Annotated in this window: 21 protein-coding genes; 10 read left to right on the forward strand and 11 right to left on the reverse strand. The window is 72.0% G+C overall.

Annotated features, from left to right (window positions below; all coding sequences use genetic code 11):
• Nucleotides 1-42 precede the first annotated feature (42 nt).
• The 4 genes from lspA (at nt 43) to ACWEEU_RS17815 (ending at nt 3,817) form a co-directional block, all read left to right on the forward strand.
• Entirely contained in the window at nt 43-654 is a 612-nt protein-coding gene (gene lspA, locus ACWEEU_RS17800) for a signal peptidase II (protein ID WP_385745629.1), read from the forward strand.
• Between the two features lie 70 nt (nt 655-724).
• Entirely contained in the window at nt 725-1,669 is a 945-nt protein-coding gene (locus ACWEEU_RS17805; protein ID WP_385745627.1) for an RluA family pseudouridine synthase, read from the forward strand.
• Nucleotides 1,666-2,133, forward strand: coding sequence for a GNAT family N-acetyltransferase (locus tag ACWEEU_RS17810; protein ID WP_385745626.1), 468 nt, complete (start codon nt 1,666-1,668; stop codon nt 2,131-2,133). The genes ACWEEU_RS17805 and ACWEEU_RS17810 overlap by 4 nt, the downstream gene beginning before the upstream one ends.
• Before the next feature lie 97 nt (nt 2,134-2,230).
• Entirely contained in the window at nt 2,231-3,817 is a 1,587-nt protein-coding gene (locus ACWEEU_RS17815) for a Na+/H+ antiporter (protein WP_385745625.1), read from the forward strand.
• A 47-nt stretch (nt 3,818-3,864) separates the two neighbouring features.
• Here the strand turns inward: ACWEEU_RS17815 and ACWEEU_RS17820 are convergent, their stop codons facing one another.
• Entirely contained in the window at nt 3,865-4,971 is a 1,107-nt protein-coding gene (locus tag ACWEEU_RS17820) for a mechanosensitive ion channel family protein (protein ID WP_385745623.1), read from the reverse strand.
• Between the two features lie 110 nt (nt 4,972-5,081).
• Here ACWEEU_RS17820 and ACWEEU_RS17825 point away from each other — a divergent pair, with 110 nt between their 5' ends.
• Complete coding sequence (locus ACWEEU_RS17825; protein ID WP_385745621.1) at nt 5,082-5,651, forward strand: dienelactone hydrolase family protein; 570 nt, start codon at nt 5,082-5,084, stop codon at nt 5,649-5,651.
• A gap of 133 nt (nt 5,652-5,784) precedes the next feature.
• Here ACWEEU_RS17825 and ACWEEU_RS17830 read toward each other — a convergent pair whose 3' ends face one another.
• The 5 genes from ACWEEU_RS17830 to ACWEEU_RS17850 form a co-directional block, all read right to left on the reverse strand.
• On the reverse strand, nt 5,785-6,135 hold the full coding sequence (locus tag ACWEEU_RS17830) for a hypothetical protein (protein ID WP_385745619.1): 351 nt from the start codon (nt 6,133-6,135) through the stop codon (nt 5,785-5,787).
• A 123-nt stretch (nt 6,136-6,258) separates the two neighbouring features.
• On the reverse strand, nt 6,259-7,929 hold the full coding sequence (locus tag ACWEEU_RS17835; protein ID WP_385745618.1) for an alkaline phosphatase D family protein: 1,671 nt from the start codon (nt 7,927-7,929) through the stop codon (nt 6,259-6,261).
• Between the two features lie 80 nt (nt 7,930-8,009).
• Nucleotides 8,010-8,819 carry a thioredoxin domain-containing protein gene (locus tag ACWEEU_RS17840; protein ID WP_385745616.1) on the reverse strand — a complete coding sequence of 270 codons (810 nt, stop codon included), beginning with the start codon at nt 8,817-8,819 and terminating at the stop codon, nt 8,010-8,012.
• Between the two features lie 96 nt (nt 8,820-8,915).
• A complete protein-coding gene (locus tag ACWEEU_RS17845; RefSeq protein ID WP_451733327.1) occupies nt 8,916-9,605 on the reverse strand; it encodes a hypothetical protein in 690 nt (229 codons plus the stop codon).
• 67 nt (nt 9,606-9,672) lie between these two features.
• Nucleotides 9,673-10,998: a DUF2252 domain-containing protein gene (locus tag ACWEEU_RS17850; protein WP_385745612.1), complete on the reverse strand. Its 1,326-nt coding sequence runs from the start codon at nt 10,996-10,998 to the stop codon at nt 9,673-9,675.
• A 201-nt stretch (nt 10,999-11,199) separates the two neighbouring features.
• Between ACWEEU_RS17850 and dnaE the strand changes: the two genes are divergently transcribed.
• A complete protein-coding gene (gene dnaE, locus ACWEEU_RS17855; protein ID WP_385745610.1) occupies nt 11,200-14,739 on the forward strand; it encodes a DNA polymerase III subunit alpha in 3,540 nt (1,179 codons plus the stop codon).
• A 107-nt stretch (nt 14,740-14,846) separates the two neighbouring features.
• Here the strand turns inward: dnaE and ACWEEU_RS17860 are convergent, their stop codons facing one another.
• Nucleotides 14,847-15,023 carry a hypothetical protein gene (locus ACWEEU_RS17860; RefSeq protein WP_385745608.1) on the reverse strand — a complete coding sequence of 59 codons (177 nt, stop codon included), beginning with the start codon at nt 15,021-15,023 and terminating at the stop codon, nt 14,847-14,849.
• A gap of 225 nt (nt 15,024-15,248) precedes the next feature.
• Between ACWEEU_RS17860 and ACWEEU_RS17865 the strand changes: the two genes are divergently transcribed.
• From ACWEEU_RS17865 to ACWEEU_RS17880, 4 genes are all read left to right on the forward strand, one after another.
• The gene (locus ACWEEU_RS17865; RefSeq protein WP_451733331.1) at nt 15,249-16,481 is read left to right on the forward strand and encodes an NYN domain-containing protein; all 1,233 of its coding nucleotides are present in this window, start codon (nt 15,249-15,251) and stop codon (nt 16,479-16,481) included.
• A gap of 102 nt (nt 16,482-16,583) precedes the next feature.
• Nucleotides 16,584-17,597 (forward strand): ABC transporter ATP-binding protein, encoded by a 1,014-nt coding sequence (locus ACWEEU_RS17870; protein WP_385745604.1) that lies wholly within the window; start codon nt 16,584-16,586, stop codon nt 17,595-17,597.
• Between the two features lie 94 nt (nt 17,598-17,691).
• Nucleotides 17,692-18,513 (forward strand): ABC transporter permease, encoded by an 822-nt coding sequence (locus ACWEEU_RS17875; protein ID WP_385745602.1) that lies wholly within the window; start codon nt 17,692-17,694, stop codon nt 18,511-18,513.
• A 34-nt stretch (nt 18,514-18,547) separates the two neighbouring features.
• Nucleotides 18,548-19,213, forward strand: coding sequence for a DUF2567 domain-containing protein (locus tag ACWEEU_RS17880; RefSeq protein WP_451733335.1), 666 nt, complete (start codon nt 18,548-18,550; stop codon nt 19,211-19,213).
• Nucleotides 19,214-19,318: 105 nt separating this feature from the next.
• On the opposite strand, the gene ybaK is transcribed toward ACWEEU_RS17880, so the two are convergent.
• The 4 genes from ybaK to ACWEEU_RS17900 form a co-directional block, all read right to left on the reverse strand.
• On the reverse strand, nt 19,319-19,819 hold the full coding sequence (ybaK, locus tag ACWEEU_RS17885; RefSeq protein WP_451733338.1) for a Cys-tRNA(Pro) deacylase: 501 nt from the start codon (nt 19,817-19,819) through the stop codon (nt 19,319-19,321).
• Between the two features lie 24 nt (nt 19,820-19,843).
• Nucleotides 19,844-20,581 carry an LON peptidase substrate-binding domain-containing protein gene (locus tag ACWEEU_RS17890; protein WP_385745596.1) on the reverse strand — a complete coding sequence of 246 codons (738 nt, stop codon included), beginning with the start codon at nt 20,579-20,581 and terminating at the stop codon, nt 19,844-19,846.
• 11 nt (nt 20,582-20,592) lie between these two features.
• A complete protein-coding gene (locus ACWEEU_RS17895; RefSeq protein WP_385745594.1) occupies nt 20,593-21,645 on the reverse strand; it encodes a hypothetical protein in 1,053 nt (350 codons plus the stop codon).
• A 167-nt stretch (nt 21,646-21,812) separates the two neighbouring features.
• Nucleotides 21,813-23,390: an oxidoreductase gene (locus ACWEEU_RS17900; RefSeq protein WP_385745592.1), complete on the reverse strand. Its 1,578-nt coding sequence runs from the start codon at nt 23,388-23,390 to the stop codon at nt 21,813-21,815.
• Nucleotides 23,391-23,395: the final 5 nt, after the last annotated feature.

The following is a 23,395-nucleotide window of genomic DNA, read 5'->3' on the forward strand; positions in this document are numbered from 1 at the left end:
GTAGTCTCGTCGTCAGTCAGGCACCTAGGTTGAGGGACTCACGTGGCAGAGGCGGAGCGCATCATCGGTACGCCGGACACCCCGGAAGACGGCGGCGAGCGGCCCGAGGCCGCCGCCGCGCCCGCCGGGCCCGGTGCGGACGGACAGGACACCGCCCGGCGGACCGGGCGCGGGCGCCGGATCGCCGTGCTGTTCGCGGTGGCCGCCTTCGCCTACGCCCTCGACCTGGGCAGCAAGCTGCTCGTCGTCGCCAAGCTGGAGCACCACGCCCCGATCCAGTTGATCGGCGACCTCCTCGAGCTGCACGCCATCCGCAACCCCGGTGCCGCCTTCGGCTTCGGCGCCGCCTTCACGATCATCTTCACCGTGATCGCGGCGGTCGTCATCGGTGTGATCATCCGGCTGGCCCGCAAGCTGTACAGCACCCCCTGGGCCATCGCGCTCGGCCTGCTGCTCGGCGGTGCCCTCGGCAATCTCACCGACCGCATCTTCCGGGCCCCCGGCATCTTCGAGGGCGAGGTCGTCGACTTCATCGCGCCCAAGGGCTTCGCGGTGTTCAACCTGGCCGACTCGGCGATCGTGTGCGGCGGCATCCTGATCGTGCTGCTGTCCTTCCGCGGCCTGGACCCGGACGGCACCGTCCACAAGGACTGACGCCAGGGGCCCGCCCCGGTTTTCCACAGGCTCGTTCGGTGCCCTCCCACCCGTCCGGCATACTCGACGGGTGAGCACGATTCCCGAGATCCGAACCCTGCCCGTGCCCGACGGCCTGGAAGGCGAGCGTGTCGACGCCGCCATCTCCCGGATGTTCGGCTTCTCCCGCACCAAGGCGGCGGAGCTGGCCGCGGCCGGCAAGGTCCAGGTCGACGGCGCCGTGGTCGGCAAGTCCGAGCGGGTGCACGGCGGTGCCTGGCTGGAGGTCGAGATGCCGCAGGCGCCCGCCCCCGTCCAGATCGTCGCGGAGCCCGTCGAGGGCATGGAGATCGTGTACGACGACGACGACGTCGTCGTCATCGTCAAGCCGGTCGGCGTGGCCGCGCACCCCTCGCCCGGCTGGACCGGCACCACCGTCATCGGCGGTCTCGCCGCCGCCGGGTACCGGATCTCCACCTCCGGCGCCGCCGAGCGCCAGGGCATCGTGCACCGGCTCGACGTGGGCACCTCCGGCCTGATGGTGGTCGCCAAGTCGGAGCGGGCGTACACCTCGCTCAAGCGCCAGTTCAAGGAGCGCACGGTCGACAAGCGCTACCACACGCTGGTCCAGGGCCACCCCGACCCCACGAGCGGCACGATCGACGCCCCCATCGGCCGCCACCCCCAGCACGACTACAAGTGGGCGGTCACCGCCGAGGGCAAGCCCTCGGTGACCCACTACGACCTCATGGAGGCATTCCGCGCCGCCTCCCTGCTGGACGTGAAGCTGGAGACCGGCCGCACCCACCAGATCCGCGTCCACATGGCCGCCCACCGCCACCCCTGCGTCGGCGACCTGACCTACGGCGCCGACCCCACGCTCGCCAAGCGCCTCAAGCTGGAGCGCCAGTGGCTGCACGCGGTCCGGCTCGGCTTCGAGCACCCGGCGGACGGCCAGTGGGTCGAGTTCGAGAGCGAGTACCCCGAGGACCTGCAGCGGGCCCTCGACCTGGTGCGGGAGGAGACCTACGCGTGAGCGCGCCGTACACGGTCCGGGTCGCGGACGGACCGGCCGACCGCGAGGCGTGCTTCGCGGTCCGCAAGGAGGTCTTCGTCGTCGAACAGGGCGTCCCCGAGGACATCGAGTACGACGCCCATGACGCGGACGCCGTGCACGTGCTCGCGCTCGGCGCCGACGGCACCCCGCTCGGCGCCGGACGCCTGCTGCACGGCGCGGCGGCCACCGCGCACACCGGCGCGGACGCCTCGGTGGGCTCGCTCGGACGGCTGGCCGTCACCCGCGCCGCGCGCGGACTCGGCGTCGGCGCGGCCCTGGTGCGCGCCGTGGAGGACGCGGCCCGCGCGCTCGGTCTGACCGCCGTGGATCTGCACGCCCAGACCCACGCCCTCGGCTTCTACGAGCGCCTCGGATACACGCAGTACGGCCCGGAGTTCCCCGACGCCGGAATCCCGCACCGGGCGATGCGCCGCGCCCTGTAGCCGTCGCCCCGCCCACCGGGTCGGACCCCGGCTCCGGCCGGGCGGCGTGGCAGTCTTGAGCTTTGCGGTGTGATCGCGGACTACCGGAGCGCTCGACGTGGATCAGTTGGCCCTGCTGTTCGTGATGTTGCTCGCGGCCCTGGTGAGCGTCCCGGTGGGGGAGTGGTTCGGGCTGCCGGCGCCGGTGCTGATGACGGTGTTCGGCGGGATTCTCGCGGTGCTCGACTTCGTGCCGAACGTCGACATCCCGCCGGACCTCATCCTCCCCGCGCTGCTGCCCCCGCTGCTCTACGCCGCCGTACGCCGCACCTCCTGGCGGCAGTTCACGGCCAACAAACGTCCGATCTTCCTGCTCGCCGTCGCGCTGGTCTTCGTGACCACGGTGTGCGTGGCGGCCGTGGCCCACGCGATCGTGCCCGGGCTGCCGGTCGCCGCCGCCGTCGCGCTCGGCGCGCTGATCGCCCCGCCCGACCCGGTGGCGGCGACCGCCGTCGCCGGCCAGCTCGGGCTGCCCCGCCGCCTGGTGTCGATCCTGGAGGGCGAGGGTCTCTTCAACGACGTCACGGCGATCGTGCTCTATCACGTGGCCATCGCCGCCGCCGTGAGCGGGGAGTTCTCGCCCTGGGGCGCCGGGCTCGACCTGGTGCTGTCCGCCGTGGTCGCCGTCGTCGTCGGACTGGTCCTCGGCTGGGGCGCCAACAAGCTGATGGACCTGCTCGGCGATGCCACCCTCCAGATCGGGCTCACCCTGCTGGTGCCGTACGCCTCCTACGTGCTCGCCGAGGGGCTGCACGGCTCCGGGGTGCTCGCGGTGCTCACCACCGCGCTCTTCCTCGCCGAGTACGCCACCGACGCCGACGACGTCATGACCCGGCTCGCCGGGCACACCTTCTGGGACATCATCGACACGCTCGTGACCGGGGTGGCCTTCGGGCTGATCGGCCTCGAACTGCACAACGCGATCCGCACCGCCTCCGGCCGCTGGGGCGAGCTGCTCGGCTGGGCGGCGGCCGTCACGGCCACCGTGGTCCTCGTGCGGCTGCTGTGGCTGCTGCCCGCGACCTGGCTGACCAAGAGGCTGCACGCCCGGCGCGACTACGACGAGGACATCCCGGTCGGCTGGCGCGAGACCGTCGTGATGTGGTGGGCCGGGATGCGCGGGGTGGCCTCCGTGGCGCTGGCCCTCGCCATCCCGCTGAACACCAGGGCCGGTGCACCCTTCCCGGACCGGGACGTCATCATCTTCATCGCCTTCGGGGTGATCATCGCCACCCTGGTGCTCCAGGGACTCACCCTGCCCTGGCTCGTGCGCAGGCTCGGGGTGCGGGCGGACTCCGAGCGGGAGAAGGAGTTCGAGACGGAGCTGGCGGTACGCGCGACCAAGGCGGCGCGGCGCCGGCTGCGGGAGATCGAACAGGTCGAGGACCTGCCCGAGGAACTCTCCGAGCAGATGCTGCGGCGCGCCTTCGACATCGGCATCCGGATCAGCCCCGACATGGGCGAGGAGGAGCGCCGCGAGGCCCACAAGCAGCGGGCGCGGCGGCTGAAGCGGGTGCGCAAGATCCAGGCGGAGATGATGAGCGCGGCCCGCCACGAGGTGCTGGCCGCGCGCAGCGAACCGGGCGCCGACCCGGAGGTCGTCGACCGGGTGCTCAGGCACCTGGACGTGCGCAGCCTGCGCTGATCCGGCACCCCGGCACCCGGTCGCGACGGGGGCTCTGGACGGGGTCCCTAGCCGCGTCCGGTGCGCGGGAACTCGTAGGCGCGGCGCAGGGTCTTGCGGTCCGGGGACGGGATCTGGTCCGGGGCGGGCACGGCTTCGGAGGTGTTGACGCGGGGGAGGGCGTAGGGGTGCTCGGTGCGCAGCCAGGCGATCATCTGCTCGCGGACCGCGACCCGCACCGTCCAGATGTCGTCCGCGTCCTTCGCGGTCACCAGGGCGCGCACCTCGATGGTGTTCGGGGCCGTGTCCGTCACCACCAGGCTGTGGGCGCGGCCGTCCCAGGCCGGGCAGGCGCGCAGGATGTCCCGCAGCCGCTCGCGCATCGCCTCGATCGGCGCGCTGTGGTCGAGCTGCCAGAAGACGGTGCCGGTCATCTGCGGGGTGCCGCGCGACCAGTTCTCGAACGGGTTGGAGGTGAAGTACGAGACCGGCATGGTGATCCGGCGCTCGTCCCAGGTCCGCACGGTCAGGAAGGTCAGGGTGATCTCCTCCACGGTGCCCCACTCGCCGTCCACGACGACCGTGTCCCCGATGCGCACCATGTCGCCGAAGGCGATCTGGAGCCCGGCGAACATGTTGGCCAGCGTGGCCTGCGCGGCCACACCGGCGACGATGCCGAGCACACCGGCCGAGGCCAGCAGCGAGGCACCGGCGGCGCGCATCTCCGGGAACGTCAGGAGCATGGCGGCCACCGCGACCACCCCGACGATCGCCGACACCACCCGCATGATGAGCGTCACCTGGGTGCGCACCCGGCGCACCCTCGCCGGGTCGCGGTGGGCGCGGGCGTAGCGGCTGTACGAGGTCTCGACGACGGCCGCCGCGATGCCGATCACGAGCCACGCGGTCGAGCCGATCAGCACCAGGGTCAGCGTCTGGCCGATGCCCACGCGGTGGTCCCGGAGCGAGGGCACCTGGTCGAAGGAACCTCTCAGCAGCGCGACCAGCAGCACCAGTTGATAGGGGATGCGGCAGCGGCGCAGCAGACCCCACAGCGGGGTCTCGCCGTGTTGTTCGTCGGCCTTGCGCAGCAGCACGTCGGTGCCCCAGCCGATCAGTACGGTGAGCACGACCGAGCCGCCGAGCACGATCAGGGGACGGATGTCGTTCTCCATCCGGTGCGCCTAACCGCGAGAGGCCGTGATGAACCTGCGTGTTCGCTCACCTGGTGGGTAGGAGGCCGTGCCGGTCCGGGGTTCGGGAACCCGGCTGGCACCATGGGGCCATGAACATCATGCTCTTTCACTCCGTCCTCGGGCTCACCCCCGAGGTGCGCGACGCCGCCGACCGGCTGCGCGCGGCCGGCCACGAGGTGTGGACGCCGGACCTCTTCGAGGGGCGCACCTTCGACACGTTCGAGGAGGGCATGGAGTTCAAGGAGGAGACCGGCAAGGACGAGCTGCTGAAGCGGGCGGTGCTCGCGGCGGCACCCTACTCCGAGCGGGGCCTGGTCTACGCCGGATTCTCGTTCGGCGCCTCCGTCGCCCAGACACTGGCCCTCGGCGACGAGAAGGCACGCGGGCTGCTGCTCCTCCAGGGCACCTCGGACATCGCGCCGTCCGCGCAGGTGGACGAACTCCCGGTGCAGCTGCACGTGGCGGAGCCGGACCCGTTCGAGACGGACGACTGGCTGAGCGCCTGGTACCTCCAGATGGGCCGCGCGGGTGCCGACGTCGAGGTCTACCGCTACCCCGGCGCCGGCCACCTCTACATGTTCCAGGACACCCCGGACTACGACGCCGAGGCCACCGAGGCCACCTGGCGGGTGGCACTCGGCTTCCTCGACAGCCTCTAGGGGGCGTCTCCCCGGTCTTCGCGGGCCCCTGGGCCGTGTCCGCAAAGTCCCGCCTGGCTCGCGGGCAGACGACGCCACTTCGCGGACACGACCCGGCGGCTCAAGGCGCCCCGGAACTCGCCGGGGCGGTTGCTCAGCCGGGGAAGCACTCCTTGGGCGGGTGGACCAGCGACTCGAAGTGCCCGGAGTAGACCCAGGCCGTCGGCTGGGAGTCGTAGATCCTGAACCACCGGGCGCCCGAGGGCGTCTTGGTGGTCGAGCACTGGATGCGCAGAGTCGCCCCGGCCCGCTCCACGCGGTACCGCGTGGAGGAACTGGTCGGCTGGGCGTATACGGGCGCGCCCTGCTGGTCCAGCACCGTCAGATTGACGTACGCCGGTGCCGCCGAGGCCTCCTGCGCCTGGCCGGCGAAGGCGAACCCGGCTACGGCCATGGCGGCCGCGAGAGTGGCGGTCTTCTTCAAGGCACCTTGGGGGGTGGCCATGTGTCTCCCATCGTGGTCATGTGACGAAGTGTCACCTACCCCCTCAGATGCAGAGATCGTCCTCCCGGTTGTCCGCCGGTGCCGGTTTCCTCGCGACCCGGCGCGACCCGCCGCGACGGGCCGCTACACCGGGTCGTAGGTCCGCTCGACCTTCTGCGTGCCGCTGCGGGTGCGGTACGAACGTGCCCACGCCGAGGTCGCGTCGGGGTTCGCGCGGTCGGAGACGACGTAGTAGTCCATCTGCGCCCGGTCGGCGGTGATGTCCAGGACGCCGTAGCCGTGGCGGTCGGTGTCGACCCAGTGGACGTGCCGGTTGGCGGCCTGGATGACCGGCGCGGCGACGGCCGAGACCGTGCCCTCGGGGACCTTCACGATGTCGTCGAGGTTGTCCGAGGTGAGCGAGGTGACCACGAACTCGGTCGCGGCGGAAGCGGAGAGCGGATAGGTGCCCGCGTCGTAGGGCACGTCGTTGGCCCACGCCATGTGGATGTCACCGGTCAGGAAGACGGTGTTGCCGATGGCGTTGGTCCGCAGGTGGGCGAGGAGTTCGCGGCGGTCGTCGGTGTAGCCGTCCCACTGGTCGGTGTTGAGGGCGATGCCCTCCTGCGGCAGGCCGAGCAGCTTGGCCAGCGGCTTGAGCAGATCGGCGGAGAGCGAGCCGACCGAGAACGGCGAGATCATCACCGAGTTGCCGACCAGCCGCCACTTGGTGTCCGACGCCTTGAGCCCCGCCTTCAGCCAGTCCAGCTGGGCGCGACCGGTGATCGTACGGTCGGGGTCGTCCACGGCGCCGCTCGCGGTGGACGCCTGCTGGGAGCGGAAGGAGCGCAGGTCGAGCAGGGAGAGGTCGGCCAGCCTGCCGAAGCGCAGCCTGCGGTAGGTGGTGCCCGCGACGGCCGGACGGACCGGCATCCACTCGAAGTACGCCTGCTTGGCGGCGGCCTGACGCGCCGACCAAGTGCCCTCCGCTCCCTCGGTGTGGTTGGTCGCGCCGCCCGACCAGGCGTTGTCCGCGAACTCGTGGTCGTCCCAGATCGCCACGACCGGCGCCGTCAGATGCAGCGCCTGGAGGTCGGGGTCCGTCTTGTACTTCGCGTGCCGGACGCGGTAGTCGGCCAGGGTGAGGATCTCGTGCGTGGGGGCGTGCGGGCGGACGACCTTGTCGCGGGTGCCGTAGTCGCCGCTGCCGTACTCGTAGATGTAGTCGCCGAGGTGCAGCCAGGCGTCCAGGTCGCCGCGGGCCGCGAGGTGGCGGTAGGCGCTGAAGTAGCCGGCCTCCCAGTTGGCGCAGGAGACCACGCCGAAGCGCAGACCGGCGACGTTCGCGTCGGCGGCCGGGGCGGTCCGGGTGCGGGCCACGGGGGAGTCGGTGCCGCCGGAGGAGAAGCGGAACCAGTAGTCGGTGGCGGGCTCCAGGCCCCGGATGTCGGCCTTCACGGTGTGGTCGGCGGCGGCCGTCGCGGTGGTCGAGCCGGAGGCGACGACCGAGGTGAGCGCCTTGTCCCGGGCGACGGTCCAGCTCACCTCGGTGTCGGGGCCGACACCGGAGCCGGGCAGCGCCTCGGGCGTGGGCGTCACCCGGGTCCACAGCAGCACCCCGTCGGGCAGCGGGTCCCCGGAGGCCACGCCGTGTGCGAAGACGGGGGCGGCGGTGGCGGCGCGCGCGGGGAGCGCGGCGGCGAGCGGCCCGGCGAGCGCGGCAGTGGCGGCAGCGGCCTTGACGACGCTGCGGCGGCTGGGCGCAAGGGAGTTGAGGGCCTGGGCGGCCGCGAGAGGTCTCGATGGTCTGGTCACGGCCGATCAGGCTACTGATCGGTAAGCGAAAGAGCGGGCGAACTTCGAAAGTTCGCCCGCTCTTCACCCGGTGAAGGGGATCAGCCCTTGAGAGCCGCGCCCACCACCCGGTCGAAGTCGGCCACCGTCAGCAGGGGACTGCCGTTGTTGAGCTGCTTGCCGTCCATGACGAAGCCCGGAGTGCCGCTCACGCCGTCCTTGTTGTCGTCGAAGGTCTTCGACATGCGCATCGCCCAGGCGTCGTACGTGCCCTTCTTCACCGCGTTCTGGAACCCGGCGTTGTTCTTCAGCGCCGGGACGGTGTCGGCGACCTTGATGAGGTAGGCGTCGTCCTTGAACTTGTCGGTCGTCTCGTCCGGGTGCCACTTCGCCGAGTACAGCGCGGACTTGTACTGGAGGAACGCCTCGGGGCTGACGTTCAGCGCGGCGCCGAGCGCGCTCAGCGCGTTCTTGGAGCCCTCGCCGTTGTCGTGGCCGTCGATGAAGGTGGCGCCGACGTACTGGAACTTGAACGTGCCGTCGTCGATGTCCTTCTTGACGGTCGTGCCGACCTTCTGCTCGAACTCGGCGCACACCGGGCAGCGCGGGTCCTCGTAGATCTTGAGGGTCTTCTTGGCGCTGTCCTTGCCGATGACGACCGTGGTGCCGTCCTTGCCCGAGGTGTTGGCCGGCGCGACGACCTTGGCGGTCTTGGCCGCCTCCCAGGCGCTCGGCTTGTTGGCCTGGACGACGGCGTAGCCTATGCCGCCCGCCGCGGCCAGGACGGCTATCGCCGAGACGCCGACGACGACCTGCCGCTTGACCTTGGCCCGCTTGGCCTCGCGCTCGCGCTCCTGGCGCAGCCGCTCGCGGGCCGCCGTCTTCGCTGCCTGGGTGTTCCGGTTGCTCATGGTGGTGATCTCCATAGGGGACGCGCACACGACGTGCTCAGGGCACAGGTACGCGGGGATACGTGTGGGCAGCCGAGTCCTGCTCGGCGCCGCCCCTCAGGGGCAGGCGAGGGCGGGCGGGCACGGAGGGCCGCGTCGTCCCAGGGAGTGCGAGAGAAGCAGACCGCGCGCGCGAGCCGGGCGCGGCCGGGGGCGCGGGAGACGGCGGGCCGGGGCCGGGCGGACCGTCACGGCGGCCACCGCGAGCAGCAGCGGACGGAACGTGGTCGCGGCCACCGCGCGCAGCAGCGCGGCCAGCGCCCGCTCGCCCCGGCGCAGCCAGGCTGCCGCCAGCAGCCCCACCGCGACATGCGCGGCGAGCAGCAGCCAGGCGGTCGCCGGGGCCGGGTGGGCGAGCGGTACGGCGGCCCGCGCGGGCACCCCGGAAAGCCGGGTCAGCGGGGTGCCCACCGCTCCGCCCCGGCACAGCAGGTCGAGGCCGAGGGAGTGCAGCGGGCCCGCGACCGGGCCGCCCGCGCGGCCGTAGCAGGCGTGCTGCCCGGTGGTGAAGACCGTGTCCGCCGCCAGCTCCAGCGGGACCAGGAGGGCCGCGATGCGGCCGAAGCCGCGCTCGCGGCCCGCCAGCGCGTACGCCGCGAGGAACACCCCGCAGGCGACCGCGAGCACGGTCACCGGCGGCAGCGGGGTCCGGGACAGCAGGACGTGCGACGCGGCGGCGAGCGTCACGGTGAAGGCCGTGAACAGCGCCGCGCGCACGGCCCTGAGCTGAGTCCCGGATATGTCCATGGTGAGAGGAGAGTCTGTCACGTACGCGGTGAAGGGAACCTCAAAGGTCCCGGGGGAGCCGGGAAGGTCACAGCCCCGGAATCCGGCCGTTGCGGAACAGGTCGAGGAAGATCTGGTGGTCGGCGCGGGCACGGGCGCCGTAGCTGTGGGCGAAGTCCACCAGCAGCGGCGCGAAGCTCTCCTCGTCGGCCGCGAGGGCCGCGTCGATGGCGCGCTCGGTGGAGAACGGCACCAGCGACTCGCCGGACTGGTCGTCGGCGGCCGCGTGCATGGTGGCCGTGGCCCTGCCGAGGTCGGCGACGACGGTCGCGATCTCCTCCGGGTCGTCGATGTCGCCCCAGTCCAGGTCGACCGCGTACGGCGAGATCTCGGCGACGAGCTGGCCCGCGCCGTCCAGCTCGGTCCAGCCGAGCCACGGGTCGGCGTGCGCCTGGAGGGCGCGCTGGGAGATCACCGTGCGGTGGCCCTCGTGCTGGAAGTAGTCACGGATCGCCGGGTCGGTGATGTGCCGGGAGACAGCCGGGGTCTGGGCCTGCTTGATGTAGATCACCACATCGTTCTCCAGGGCGTCGGTGGCGCCCTCCAGGAGGACGTTGTACGACGGCAGCCCGGCCGAGCCGATGCCGACGCCCCGGCGGCCCACGACGTCCTTCACCCGGTACGACTCCGGGCGGACCAGGCTGCTCTCCGGCAGCGTCTCCAGGTAGCCGTCGAAGGCGGCCAGGACCTTGTACCGGGTGGCGGCGTCCAGCTCGATGGAGCCGCCGCCCGGCGCGAAGCGGCGCTCGAAGTCGCGGATCTCGGTCATCGACTCCAGGAGCCCGAACCGGGTCAGCGAGCGGGCGTCACGCAGCGCGTCCAGGAGCGGACCCTCCGCGGTGTCCAGGGTGAACGGCGGCACCTCGTCGTCCTTGGCGCCGGTGGCCAGCGCGTGGACGCGCTCGCGGTAGGCGGCCGCGTAGACCGTGACCAGCTCGGTGATCTGCTCGTCGCTGAGCGCCTTCGCGTACCCGATCAGCGCGATGGAGGCGGCGAAGCGCTTGAGGTCCCAGGTGAAGGGGCCGACGTACGCCTCGTCGAAGTCGTTGACGTTGAAGACCAGGCGGCCGTTGGAGTCCATGTACGTGCCGAAGTTCTCGGCGTGCAGATCGCCGTGCATCCACACGCGCGAGGTGCGCTCGTCCAGGTACGGGCCGCCCCGCTTCTCGGCATCCAGGTCGTGGTAGAAGAGGCAGGCGGTGCCCCGGTAGAACGCGAAGGCGCTCGCGGCCATCTTGCGGAACTTCACCCGGAACGCGGCCGGGTCGGCGGCCAGGAGCCGGCCGAAGGCGGTGTCGAAGACGGCGAGGATCTCCTCGCCGCGCTGCTCGTCGCTGAGCTGGGGAACCGACATCGCGGGGTGCCTCCTGGTGCTGGTGCGGTGCGTGTGAAAAAGACGGGAGCGGCCGCGGCGCGCTTCCCCCGTCTCCAACGGGCGACGCGGCGCGGGAGTGCCCGGTTCCCGACGAAGGTACGTGGACGGAGCCCGTGAGTGTCAGTGCCGGGGCATAGACTTCCTCGCTGTCCCCTTCTTGTTCATCCGGAGGCCGAAACCGTGTCGAAGCCGCCCTTCACGCACCTGCACGTCCACACCCAGTACTCGCTGCTGGACGGTGCCGCGCGGCTCAAGGACATGTTCAACGCCTGCAATGAGATGGGCATGACACACATCGCCATGTCCGACCACGGCAACCTCCACGGGGCGTACGACTTCTTCCACACCGCGAAGAAGGCCGGAATCACCCCGATCATCGGCATCGAGGCGTATGTCGCCCCCGAGTCCCGGCGCAACAAGCGCAAGATCCAGTGGGGCCAGCCGCACCAGAAGCGGGACGACGTCTCCGGCTCGGGCGGTTACACCCACAAGACGATGTGGGCGGTGAACAAGACCGGTCTGCACAACATCTTCCGGCTGTCCTCCGACGCGTACGCCGAGGGCTGGCTGCAGAAGTGGCCCCGGATGGACAAGGAGACCATCTCCAAGTGGTCCGAGGGGATCGTGGCCTCCACCGGCTGCCCCTCCGGCGAGGTGCAGACCCGCCTGCGGCTCGGTCAGTTCGACGAGGCACTCAAGGCCGCCTCCGACTACCAGGACATCTTCGGCAAGGACCGGTACTTCCTGGAGCTGATGGACCACGGCATCGACATCGAGCACCGGGTCCGCGACGGCCTCCTGGAGATCGGCAAGAAGCTCGGCATCCCGCCGCTGGTCACCAACGACTCGCACTACACGTACGCGCACGAGGCGACCGCCCACGACGCCCTGCTGTGCATCCAGACCGGCAAGAACCTCTCCGACCCCGACCGCTTCAAGTTCGACGGCACCGGCTACTACCTCAAGTCCACGGACGAGATGTACGCCATCGACTCCTCGGACGCCTGGCAGGAGGGCTGCGCCAACACCCTCCTGGTGGCCGAGATGGTCGACACCACGGGCATGTTCGAGGCGAAGAACCTCATGCCCAAGTTCGACATCCCCGAGGGTTACACCGAGGTCACCTGGTTCAAGGAGGAGGTCCGCCGCGGCATGGAGCGCCGCTTCCCCGGCGGTGTCCCCGAGGACCGGCAGAAGCAGGCCGAGTACGAGATGGACGTCATCATCTCGATGGGCTTCCCCGGCTACTTCCTCGTCGTCGCCGACTTCATCATGTGGGCCAAGAACAACGGCATCGCGGTCGGCCCCGGCCGAGGCTCCGCGGCCGGTTCGATCGTCGCCTACGCCATGGGCATCACCGACCTCGACCCGATCCCGCACGGCCTGATCTTCGAGCGGTTCCTCAACCCCGAGCGCATCTCGATGCCCGACGTCGACATCGACTTCGACGAGCGCAGGCGCGTCGAGGTGATCCGGTACGTGACCGAGAAGTACGGGGCCGACAAGGTCGCCATGATCGGCACCTACGGCACCATCAAGGCCAAGAACGCGATCAAGGACTCCGCGCGCGTCCTCGGCTACCCGTACGCCATGGGCGACCGCATCACCAAGGCGATGCCCGCCGACGTCCTCGGCAAGGGCATCCCGCTCTCCGGCATCACCGACCCGAGCCACCCCCGCTACTCGGAGGCGGGCGAGGTCCGGGGGATGTACGAGAACGAGCCGGACGTGAAGAAGGTCATCGACACCGCGCGCGGTGTGGAGGGTCTGGTCCGGCAGATGGGTGTGCACGCCGCCGGCGTGATCATGTCCAGCGAGACCATCACCGAGCACGTCCCGGTCTGGGTGCGGCACACCGACGGTGTGACCATCACGCAGTGGGACTACCCGAGCTGTGAGTCGCTCGGCCTGCTGAAGATGGACTTCCTGGGCCTGCGCAACCTCACGATCATGGACGACGCCGTCAAGATGGTGAAGGCCAACAAGGGGATCGACATCGATCTCCTGAGCCTCCCGCTCGACGACCCGAAGACCTTCGAACTGCTCCAGCGCGGCGACACCCTCGGCGTCTTCCAGTTCGACGGCGGCCCCATGCGCTCGCTGCTGCGCCTGATGAAGCCGGACAACTTCGAAGACATCTCCGCCGTGTCGGCCCTGTACCGGCCGGGCCCGATGGGCATGAACTCCCACACCAACTACGCCCTGCGCAAGAACGGGCAGCAGGACATCACGCCGATCCACCCCGAGCTGGAGGAGCCGCTCAAGGAGGTCCTGGACGTCACCTACGGCCTGATCGTCTACCAGGAGCAGGTGCAGAAGGCCGCCCAGATCATCGCGGGCTACTCGCTCGGCGAGGCCGACATCCTCCGCCGCGTGATGGGCAAGAAGAAGCCCGAGGAACTGGCGAAGAACTTCGTCCTGTTCCAGAAGGGCGCCCGCGACAAGGGCTTCAGCGACGAGGCGATCCAGGCGCTGTGGGACGTGCTGGTGCCGTTCGCCGGATACGCGTTCAACAAGGCGCACTCCGCCGCGTACGGCCTGGTGTCCTACTGGACCGCCTATCTCAAGGCCAACTACCCGGCCGAGTACATGGCCGGACTGCTGACCTCCGTCAAGGACGACAAGGACAAGTCGGCGGTCTACCTCAACGAGTGCCGCCGCATGGGCATCAAGGTGCTCCCGCCGAACGTCAACGAGTCGGAGTCCAACTTCGCCGCCCAGGGCGACGACGTGATCCTCTTCGGCCTCTCCGCGGTGCGCAACGTCGGCACCAACGTGGTCGAGGCGATCATCCGGGGCCGCAAGACCAAGGGGAAGTACCTCTCCTTCCCCGACTACCTCGACAAGGTCGAGGCGGTCGCCTGCAACAAGCGCACCACCGAGTCGCTGATCAAGGCCGGCGCCTTCGACTCCATGAACCACACCCGCAAGGGCCTCACCGCGCAGTACGAGCCGATGATCGACAACGTGGTCGCGGTCAAGCGCAAGGAGGCCGAGGGGCAGTTCGACCTCTTCGGCGGCATGGGCGAGGAGACGGGCGACGAACCCGGCTTCGGGCTCGACGTCCAGTTCACCGACGAGGAGTGGGACAAGACCTATCTCCTCGCCCAGGAGCGGGAGATGCTCGGTCTCTACGTCTCCGACCACCCGCTCTTCGGCCTGGAGCACGTGCTCTCCGACAAGGCGGACGCGGGCATCTCGCAGTTGACCGGCGGTGAGCACTCCGACGGCGCCGTGGTGACCATCGGCGGCATCATCTCCGGCCTCCAGCGCAAGATGACCAAGCAGGGCAACGCCTGGGCGATCGCCACCGTGGAGGACCTCGCGGGCTCCATCGAGTGCATGTTCTTCCCGGCGACCTACCAGCTCGTCTCGACCCAACTCGTCGAGGACGCCGTGGTGTTCGTCAAGGGCCGGCTCGACAAGCGCGAGGACGTGCCCCGGCTGGTCGCCATGGAACTCCAGGTGCCCGACCTGTCCAACGCGGGCACCAACGCGCCGGTGATCCTCACCATCCCGGCCACCCGCGTCACCCCGCCCATGGTCAGCCGTCTCGGCGAGATCCTCAGCCACCACAAGGGCGACAGCGAGGTCCGGATCAAGCTCCAGGGCCCGCACAAGACCACGGTCCTGCGCCTGGACCGGCACCGGGTCAAGCCCGACCCGGCGCTCTACGGCGACCTCAAGGTGCTGCTCGGCCCGTCCTGCCTGGCGGGCTGAACGCACCGGGTACGGAAGTGAAAAAGCAGCAGTGAAAAGGGGCGCACCCCGCGGGAGTGCGCCCCTTCTTCATGTGCTCGCCGGGCGCATACGCCCTCTCAAAGCACTCAGTTGTGTCCGAAGCGCTTGTTCTGCTTGCGGGCGTAGTCCGAGGCGCCGCCCGTGCCCTGCGCGGCGGACTCGTGCGCCTCGGCGGCCTGCCGCTGCGAGTTCTCCGGGGCCTGCTCGGCCTGGGACGAGCGGTTCTTCGGGCCGGTCTGCTTGCGGTTCTTGTTCTTGGCCATGGGGATCTGCCTCCTGAAGGGGGTCTAGGGGCCAGGGCCGACATCAGATTCACATACGCTGACATCAATCGCATGTCGGATAATTACCGTCTGTGACAGGGGTGGTGGGGGCGCCGGCGCCGGAAACGCCACGCCGAAGATCGAGTTCGGGCCGTTAACGCCCGGGCGGTCGGGCAGACTCGAAGGAAGTCCGAAGCAAAACCTCCGGGGAAGAGGGTGAGTCGCGTGGACCGCTGCATCGTCCTGGTGGACGCCGGGTATCTGCTGGGTGCCGCCGCCAGCCTCCTCGCCGGTGAGCCCTCGCGGTCCCGGATCACCGTCGACCACCCCGCGCTCATCCACGCCCTGCGCGAGCGCGCCGAGGCCGAGACCGGTCGCCCCCTGCTGCGCATCTACTGGTTCGACGGCGCCCCCGACCGGGTGCCGCAGCCCGAGCACCGCAGACTGCGGGTGATGCCCCGCGTCACCGTCCGGCTCGGCGCCCTGACCCGTACCGACGGGCGCTGGGCGCAGAAGGGCGTCGACGCGGCCATGCACGCCGAGCTGACCGAGCTGGCCCGCAACCGCGCCTGTTCCGACATCGTCCTGGTCACCGGCGACGGCGATCTGCTGCCCGGCATGATGGCCGCCAAGGAGCACGGCGTCGCCGTCCACCTGTGGGCCGTCCAGGCGGCCGACGGCGACTACAACCAGTCCGAGGACCTGGTCGCCGAGGCCGACGAACGGCGCGTCCTCGACCGGGCCTGGATCATCCAGGCCGTGCGCGCCAAGGAACTCACCGCCGTCTGCGCCACCCCGCCCCCGCCCCGCCCCGACATCGCCGCGATCCTCTCCGCCCCGCTGCCCGAGTCCGCGCTCGCCCCCGCCGGGGAACGCGCCGACGAGGAGACCGCGCACCCCCACCCGGCGACGGGCCCGGCCCGCAACGGCACCGAGGAGCGCCCCAGCGCCGCCAAAGGCGTCCCCACCCCCAAGGACCTCGCCGCGCTGCGCGCACCCGGCACGGCCGCCCCGCACGCCGGGCAGCACCCCTCCAGCGCCACCCTGCGCTGGTCCTCCGACAAGGGCTGGGTGGACCGGCCCGGCACCCCCGCCGAGCCGCCCGAGGTCGCCTCCATGCCGACGCTCGCGCAGCTCACCACCGCCGAGCAGCGCTGGGCGGACCGCGAGGAGGACATCACCACCGTCGGCGGCGACCCCTACGAGGTCGGCCAGGTCTTCGCCCGCCGCTGGATGTCCCGGCTCGGTGACCAGGGCCATCTGCACCGGCTGTCCGCGATGTACCCGCGCATCCCGCACCGCATCGACGGCGAGCTGCTGCGCTACGCCGCCCGCTTCGGCCTGCTCGCCCACAAGGACGACCAGATCGACGAGCACGACCGTTACGCCATCCGGGCGGGCTTCTGGCGGGAGTTCGACGTCCCCGCGGCGGCCGCCGACACCCCGGCCGCCGAGTGAGCGGGGACTGAACCGGGACCCTGCCGGGGCGGAACCGGCGGATGCCGAGATGAGGTGCCCCAAAGACGAGTAAAGGGCCCGCACCCCGTACGCTCCTCCCTTGTGAGTACGCGCGCGGGACAGGCACTTCGGTACGACGAGGCCGTACGCGTGCGCGGGCTCAGCAAGACCTACCCGCCCGTCAAGGGACGGCGCCAAGCCCCCGGTACGCCCGAGGTCCGGGCCACCGACCAGGTGGACCTCCAGGTGCGCGGCGGCGAGGTCTTCGGCCTTCTCGGGCCGAACGGCGCGGGCAAGTCCACCCTCGTCCGCCAGCTCACCGGGCTGCTGCGCCCCGACTCCGGCAGCGTCGAGATCCTCGGCCACGACATCGTGCGCCACCCCGAGCGGGCCGCCCGCATCCTCGCCTACCTCGGCCAGGAGTCCTCCGCCCTGGACGAGCTGACCGTCGCCCTCGCCGTCGAGACCACCGCGCGGCTGCGCGGCCTGGACGCCCGGCGGGCGCGCGTGGAGCGCGACGCCGTCCTGGACGAGCTGGAACTCGGCCCCCTCGCCGGGCGCCCGCTGACCAAGCTGTCCGGCGGACAGCGGCGGCTCGCCTGCGTGGCCGCCGCGCTCGTCGGGGACCGCCCGCTGCTCGTCCTGGACGAGCCCACCACCGGCATGGACCCGGTGGCCCGGCGTGCGGTGTGGAGCGCCGTGGACCGCCGGCGCGCCGAGCGCGGCACGACCGTGCTGCTCGTCACCCACAACGTCATCGAGGCCGAGACCGTCCTCGACCGGGTCGCCGTCCTCGACCGCGGCCGGGTGATCGCCTGTGACACCCCGGCCGGGCTCAAGGAGCGCGTCTCCGGCGAGGTGCGCGTCGAGCTGGTGTGGCGGGAGCGGGCGCCCCTGGAGGTGCCCGAGGTCGCCGCCCTGCGGAAGCGGGCCACCGAGTCCGGCCGCCGCTGGACGCTGCGGCTCGCCCCCGAGGAGGCGCGGGCCGCCGTCGCTACCGTCACCGGCGGCGCCGCGTTCGCCGCGCTGGACGACTTCACCCTCGCCACCCCGAGCCTCGAGGACGTCTACCTCGCGCTCGGCGGCGCGGCCCGGCAGGGGCTGGTGAAGGGATGAGCGCGGAATCCGCCGCGTCCGTATGGTCCCCGTGGACGCCGTGGTCCCTGGGAGACGGCGCCCCCGCCGCCGTCGGGAAGAGGAGCAGCTCGTCGTGAGTGTCGTACCCGCGGAGGTCGCCGACGGTGCCGTGCGGACCGTGCCCGGGCAGGCCCGGCGCGCGGTCGAACTGGGCCCGCCCGCGCAGTTCGGGCCGTCGCTGGCCGCCGTCTACCGCGCCCAGCTCTCCCGCGCCCGGGTGGCGCGCATCCCGCTGCTGTTCGTGGCCGTCTTCCAGTCCGTCGGCATCGCCGTGATGATGCGCGGGGTCGTCGACGGCGGCCCCGAGGCGTGGTCGGTGGTGGCCGGTTCCTCCGTGCTGGTCGTCGCCTACGTGGCCCTGAACCTGCTCTCGCAGTACTTCGGCCAGTTGCGCGCGAGCGGCGGCCTCGACCACTACGCCACCCTGCCGGTACCGCCCGCCGCCGTGGTGCTGGGCGCGGCGGCCGCGTACGCCTCCTTCACCGTGCCCGGCACCCTGGTCACCGCGCTGTTCGGCTGCGCGCTGTTCGGGCTGCCGGTGTCCAACCTGTGGGTGCTGCTGGCGGTGATCCCGCTCGCCGGTGCCGCGCTCTCCGGCGTCGGCGCCGCCTGCGGACTGCTCGCCCCGCGCCCCGAACTCGCCACCCTCCTCGGTCAGCTCGGCATGTCCGCGGCGCTGCTGCTCGGCGTGCTGCCCGCCGACCGGATGCCTCAGATCGTCCGGCTGGCCCGCGACCTGCTGCCCTCGACCTACGGCGTCGAGGCGTACGCCCGCACCTTCGGCCCGCACCCCGACTGGGCCGTGGTCCTCGCTGACCTGGGGGTGTGCGCGGGCGTCGGCGTGATCTCGCTGGCGGTCGCCACCCGGGCCTATCGCCGGGCCGCCGTCCGGTGACGCGGCCCACAGCACGACCTGGCACGATGTCAGGGTGACCGCACCGTTGACTCCCCCTCCGCCGCCGCACGAAGACTCCGCGCACCCGGTCCGGCAGGGACCGCCCGCCGACGAGCCGGCCGCGGAACGGTACGAACAGGACGGCCCCGGAATGAAGACCGAAGTGCGGGAGGCCGCCGTGATCGCGGCGCTGGTGGCGCTGAGCGGGGCGCTGCTCGGCGTGCTGTGGTGGCAGCTCGCCCCGCACGTGCCGCTCGTCGGCGACACGGCCGACCACAGTTGGGTGGTGTACCTCAAGGACAGCGAGGGCGAGCAGGCGGTCGGGGTGGACGGCACGTTCACCCTGCTGGGCCTCGCCTTCGGCGCCCTCAGCGCGCTCGGCGTGTTCCTGGTGCGCCGGCGCGGTGGAGTGCCGCTCGCGGTCGGTCTCGGGGTCGGCGGGCTGCTGGCATCGCTGCTGGCCTGGCGGCTCGGGGTGTGGCTCGGACCCGCGCAGGACGTCATCGCCCGCGCGAAGGCGGTCGGCGCCGGGGTCACCTTCGCGGCGCCCCTGCGCCTGGGTGCCAAGGGTGCGCTGCTGGCCTGGCCGTTCGCCGCGCTCCTGGTCCATCTGGGGCTGACGGCGCTCTTCGGGCCGCGTGACCCGGAGGAGCACGAGGACTACGTCCCGGGCGAGTACGGCCCGCCGCCGCGACATTAGGCCGACCGCGGCAGATGGCCAACCCCGTCAGATGACCAGCCGCGGCAGATGGCCGAGCGCGTACCGAGGGCCCCGGAGCCGGGGCCCTCGGGCATGTCCCGGGCCCTACGCGCGGGCGATCGGCGCCAGCACCGCCGAGGTCAGCCCCGCCAGCGCCTTGGGCGCCAGCTCCACCTCCAGGCCCCGGCGGCCCGCCGAGACGCAGATCGTGGTGTGGTCCTCGGCCGAGGCGTCCAGGACCGTGGGCAGGCGCTTGCGCTGGCCCAGCGGGGAGATGCCGCCCCGGACATAGCCCGTCGTCCGCTCCGCGAGGACAGGGTCGGCCATCGCGGCCCGCTTGCCGCCCACCGCCGACGCCAGCGCCTTGAGGTCGAGGGAGCCGGAGACGGGGACCACGGCCACCGTCAGAGCGCCGTCCACCTCGGCCACCAGCGTCTTGAAGACGCGCTCGGGGGAGGCGCCCATCGCCTCGGCCGCCTCCTCGCCGTAGGAGGGGTGGGACGGGTCGTGGTCGTAGGCGTGGACCGTGTGCTCCACGCCCGCCGCGGTGAGCGCCACCGTCGCCGGGGTTCCGCCGGACTGCTGCTTCTTGGACTTCTTCGCCATCGGGGGTGTCGGCCTCGGTTCGGGTCAGTTCAGGCTGGTGCGCGCCCGGGTCAGTTCGAACGCGGGCAGTGACGGCAGGCTACGGATGATGGCGGTCTCCGAGCGAAGGAGTTTCAGCTCGTCGCGCAGCCGGGAGGCGGTGTCCGGGGCCTGGAGGAGCCGCTGCTTGGTCGGGGTGTCCAGGACCATGGCCGCCGCGACCAGGTAGGACGCCACGGCCGGGTCGTCGGGCAGCTCCGCGTCGGACAGGGAGTGCTCGGCGGCGCCCGCCAGCCGCTTCTGGTAGCGCCGGAAGGAGTCGAGGACGCCTTCCGCGAGCGCGCCCGCCTCGTCACCGGGCTCCTCGGTCAGCTCCTCGACCTCGACGGTGAGGAAGGCACCCGTGGTGTCCACCGACAGCAGCCGCACCCGCCGGGTTCCGGTCGCCAGCACCTCGAAGGTGCCGTTCTCCCGCTCCCTTATGGTCGCCGCGTCCGCCACGCAGCCGATCCGGTGCACCGCCTTGAGCGGGTCGGGGCCGAAGCCCGCGGCCGGGCCCTGGTCGGGCAGCGCGGTCGGATCGGGCAGCCCCGGGGCGCTCGGCGCCACCTCGTGGCCGTCCCGGATGGCGGCGACCACGAACCGGCGCGGCTCCTCCTCCGGGGTCTTCAGCAGCTCGCGCATCATGGCGCGATACCGCTCCTCGAAGACGGTCAGCGGCAGCACGAGACCCGGGAACAGCACCGTGTTCAGCGGGAAGAGAGGCAGGCGGGCGGTGGTCACGACGCCCCAGCCTAATGGTCATGGCCGCCACTGGACCCCCGCCGGCCGCCGTCCGGCCGCCGGGGTGTCGGGATCAGCCCCGCGAGCGCGGTGCCAGAACCCCCCGTGAGCAGCGCCTCGCGCACCCGCAGGAAGTGCCCGAGCGGGTCGTCGGAGACCAGCGTCCAGGGGAAGGAGGTGGCGTACGGGCCGATCAGACCGGCCTGGCCGCGGGCGTCGTCCCAGCGCTCCAGGCGCAGCAGCACGTAAAGCAGCTTGTTGCGGACCTCGGCCGGCCAGGGGTCGGCCGCCGGGAGGCGCCCGGAGAGGTCAGCCGCGCGGTCGGCGGCCTCGTCGAGCCGGACCCTGCCCACCTCGGGGCCGCACAGGTCCGTCAGATAGCCGAAGGCGGCCCGCGCGGGCAGCGCCTGCACGAGCGAGTCCGCGGGCGCGTCCTGCGCGGCCCGCTCGGCGAAGTCGAAGCACTCGCCGTGCGAGCCGTGCCAGAAGGTGCCGAGATAGCGCAGCGCGGCCACATGGCAGCCGTAGTGGTGCGGGGCACGGCGTACGGCCGCCTCCCACAGCTCCTCGAAGTAGCGGTGTCCCGCCTTCGAGCCGCGCGCGTGGTCCAGCGCGATCCGCCAGGGCACCGGGTCGCGGTCGTCGGCGCGGGCGGCCGCTGTGATCAGCGGGCTCACCGCGCGCAGCAGCTCGGCCCGGGCGGGGGAGTGCCAGACGCGGTCCACCGCGAGCTGGGCGGCCACGAGCAGCGCGCCGGGGTCGTCGGGGGCGGCCGCGCGCCAGGCGTCGAACCACTCCGGGCGGGCGTGGGCGAAGGCGGCCAGGCGCCGCGCGTAGCCGTCCCGGTCCTCCCAGTGCCCCGCGGCGCGGGTGGCGGCGAGGAGGGCGGCGGCGGGTTCGTACTCACCGCGCGCGGCGGCGACGAGCACGGGGGAGAGGCGGTCGTCCGGCGCGTCGAGGACGGCGTCGTCGACGGCCGGGGCGGGGCCGGCCGGGCGCGCGGCTCGTCGTGTCATCCGGGTGGGGCGGAGGAACGCGGGCAGTGGAACCATGGTGTCGACCATTGAAAGTCCGCAGGTCGCGGCTGCGCCAGAGGGTTGGGGCAAGTTGTGGAAGGTTGTATCACGTCAGGTCAAGACCCGGTAAAAAGGTGACTTCTGTGGTCTTGTCCGGAGCCCACTGAAATGTCTGTTCCCCTCGTACGTCTCACCCGCCCCTGCCACACCGCCGCTCACCCCCGGCGCAGCAGCCGCGTCGCCCCCGCCGCCACCGCCGTCGCCAGTACCCAGCCCAGCAGGATCAGCGCCGCCGCGAGCCACGGCCAGCCCCCGCGCAGCCGCCACTGGCCCGCCATGCCGAGGTCCACCACCGGCAGCAGCAGATCCAGGGTGAACAGGGCCGGGCTCCAGGCGGGATGCGCCTGCGGGTCCATCGGATGGTGCCCGGCGTGCCGGAACGCCAGCGTGCCCGCCGCCCACAGCACCGCCATCCACACCGCCGCCCGCCCCGGCCGGTAGCCGTACGCCACCGCCCAGTCCTGCGCGTACCCCCAGAGCTTGGCCGCGAGCGGCAGCGTCTCGCGGCGCCTGCGCTGCTTGGCCAGCAGCACCTCGCGGGCGTCCTCGTCCTCCCCGGCCGCCCGCAGCACCGCCGCCAGCCGCTCGTACGGCTCCGGGTGGTACTCGGCGGTCGCCGCCGCCACCCAGTCCAGGCGCCGGGTCAGCGGGAAAGGTCCCCTCGGCACCAGGTTCTCGTACGCGAACCCGCCCATCTGGAGGTTGCCCGGCTCCGGCCAGCTCCCCGCGTGGTCCACCAGGTTCACGATCCTGGCGCCGGAGAGCACCACGCGCCCGCGCGGCGGACGGTCCCCGAGAAAGCGCAGCTCGGGCGTCTGCACCCGGCGAAGCGACACCTCCTGGTCGTCGCCGAGCACGAACCGGGCGCGCTCCAGGTCCACCGCGTCCCCGAACCGGCCGTCGTCCAGGCGCACCCCGCCCCGGCACTCGAAGGGCTGCACCCGGGTCCCGCGCGCGGGCGTGGTCCCGCTCAGCAGCGGGCTGCCGACCCCGGCCGGCGTCATGTACAGCGTGCGGCCCACCGTGAGCTGCGGGGCGTTCAGCGCGCGCCGCGCGTACGGGTTGACCAGCCGGGCCCCGCGCAGGCTCAGCGACACGCCGACCGTCGCGCCGCGCAGGCTCAGCTCGCCGTAGGACTCCAGCATCTCCGCCTGGAGGTCCTGGCCCACGCTGATGCCGTCCCCCGCGAGGGAGCGCCCGCTGCGGTCCCGGTGCGCGACCGCCTGGTTGAGCAGCAGATCGGTGCCGATCTGGGCGTCGGTCAGCCGCAGGCCCTCGCGGAAGCGGCAGCGCGGCAGATGGAGGTCGCCCTCGGTGTGCACCCGGGCCGCCTCCAGGCGCGGCACCGCGCAGTCCACCAGACGCAGCGTCGTGAAGTGCGCCTCCGGCATCCGGACCTCGTCGTCGAAACGGCAGCCGCGCAGCTCCACGTACGGCGTGATCGTGCCGCCCGCCACCTCCAGCGTGCCGGTGATCCGCACCCCGCACAGCTTCAGCGCGGACACCCGGCCCGCGAGCGCGGGCGGCCCGTCCAGCAGCAGCCAGGACACGATCCGCGCCCGCACACTGCGCCCCGGACCCCACAAGTAGTCGCCGTGCGGATCGTCCACGGCGGCGTCCCCGCAGGTCAGGTCGTACAGACTGCCGTCACGGAACGCCTGCCACATGCCCGCCTCGGCGGGGGTCAGGTCCTCCGGCAGGCCTCCGGTGCCCTGTCCGGACCCATCGGTCACAGCGG

It is taken from the genome of Streptomyces sp. NPDC005004 (assembly GCF_053600675.1).

What these genes read in the sequence shown, in the direction of transcription:
- ACWEEU_RS17820 (WP_385745623.1), bottom strand. Translation starts at nt 4,971, where the DNA reads ATGGAGAACGACATCCGTCCCCTGATCGTGCTCGGCGGCTCGGTCGTG.
- ACWEEU_RS17825 (WP_385745621.1), top strand. Translation starts at nt 5,082, where the DNA reads ATGAACATCATGCTCTTTCACTCCGTCCTCGGGCTCACCCCCGAGGTG.
- ACWEEU_RS17830 (WP_385745619.1), bottom strand. Translation starts at nt 6,135, where the DNA reads ATGGCCACCCCCCAAGGTGCCTTGAAGAAGACCGCCACTCTCGCGGCC.
- ACWEEU_RS17840 (WP_385745616.1), bottom strand. Translation starts at nt 8,819, where the DNA reads ATGAGCAACCGGAACACCCAGGCAGCGAAGACGGCGGCCCGCGAGCGG.
- ACWEEU_RS17845 (WP_451733327.1), bottom strand. Translation starts at nt 9,605, where the DNA reads ATGGACATATCCGGGACTCAGCTCAGGGCCGTGCGCGCGGCGCTGTTC.
- ACWEEU_RS17850 (WP_385745612.1), bottom strand. Translation starts at nt 10,998, where the DNA reads ATGTCGGTTCCCCAGCTCAGCGACGAGCAGCGCGGCGAGGAGATCCTC.
- ACWEEU_RS17860 (WP_385745608.1), bottom strand. Translation starts at nt 15,023, where the DNA reads ATGGCCAAGAACAAGAACCGCAAGCAGACCGGCCCGAAGAACCGCTCG.
- ybaK (WP_451733338.1), bottom strand. Translation starts at nt 19,819, where the DNA reads ATGGCGAAGAAGTCCAAGAAGCAGCAGTCCGGCGGAACCCCGGCGACG.
- ACWEEU_RS17895 (WP_385745594.1), bottom strand. Translation starts at nt 21,645, where the DNA reads ATGGTCGACACCATGGTTCCACTGCCCGCGTTCCTCCGCCCCACCCGG.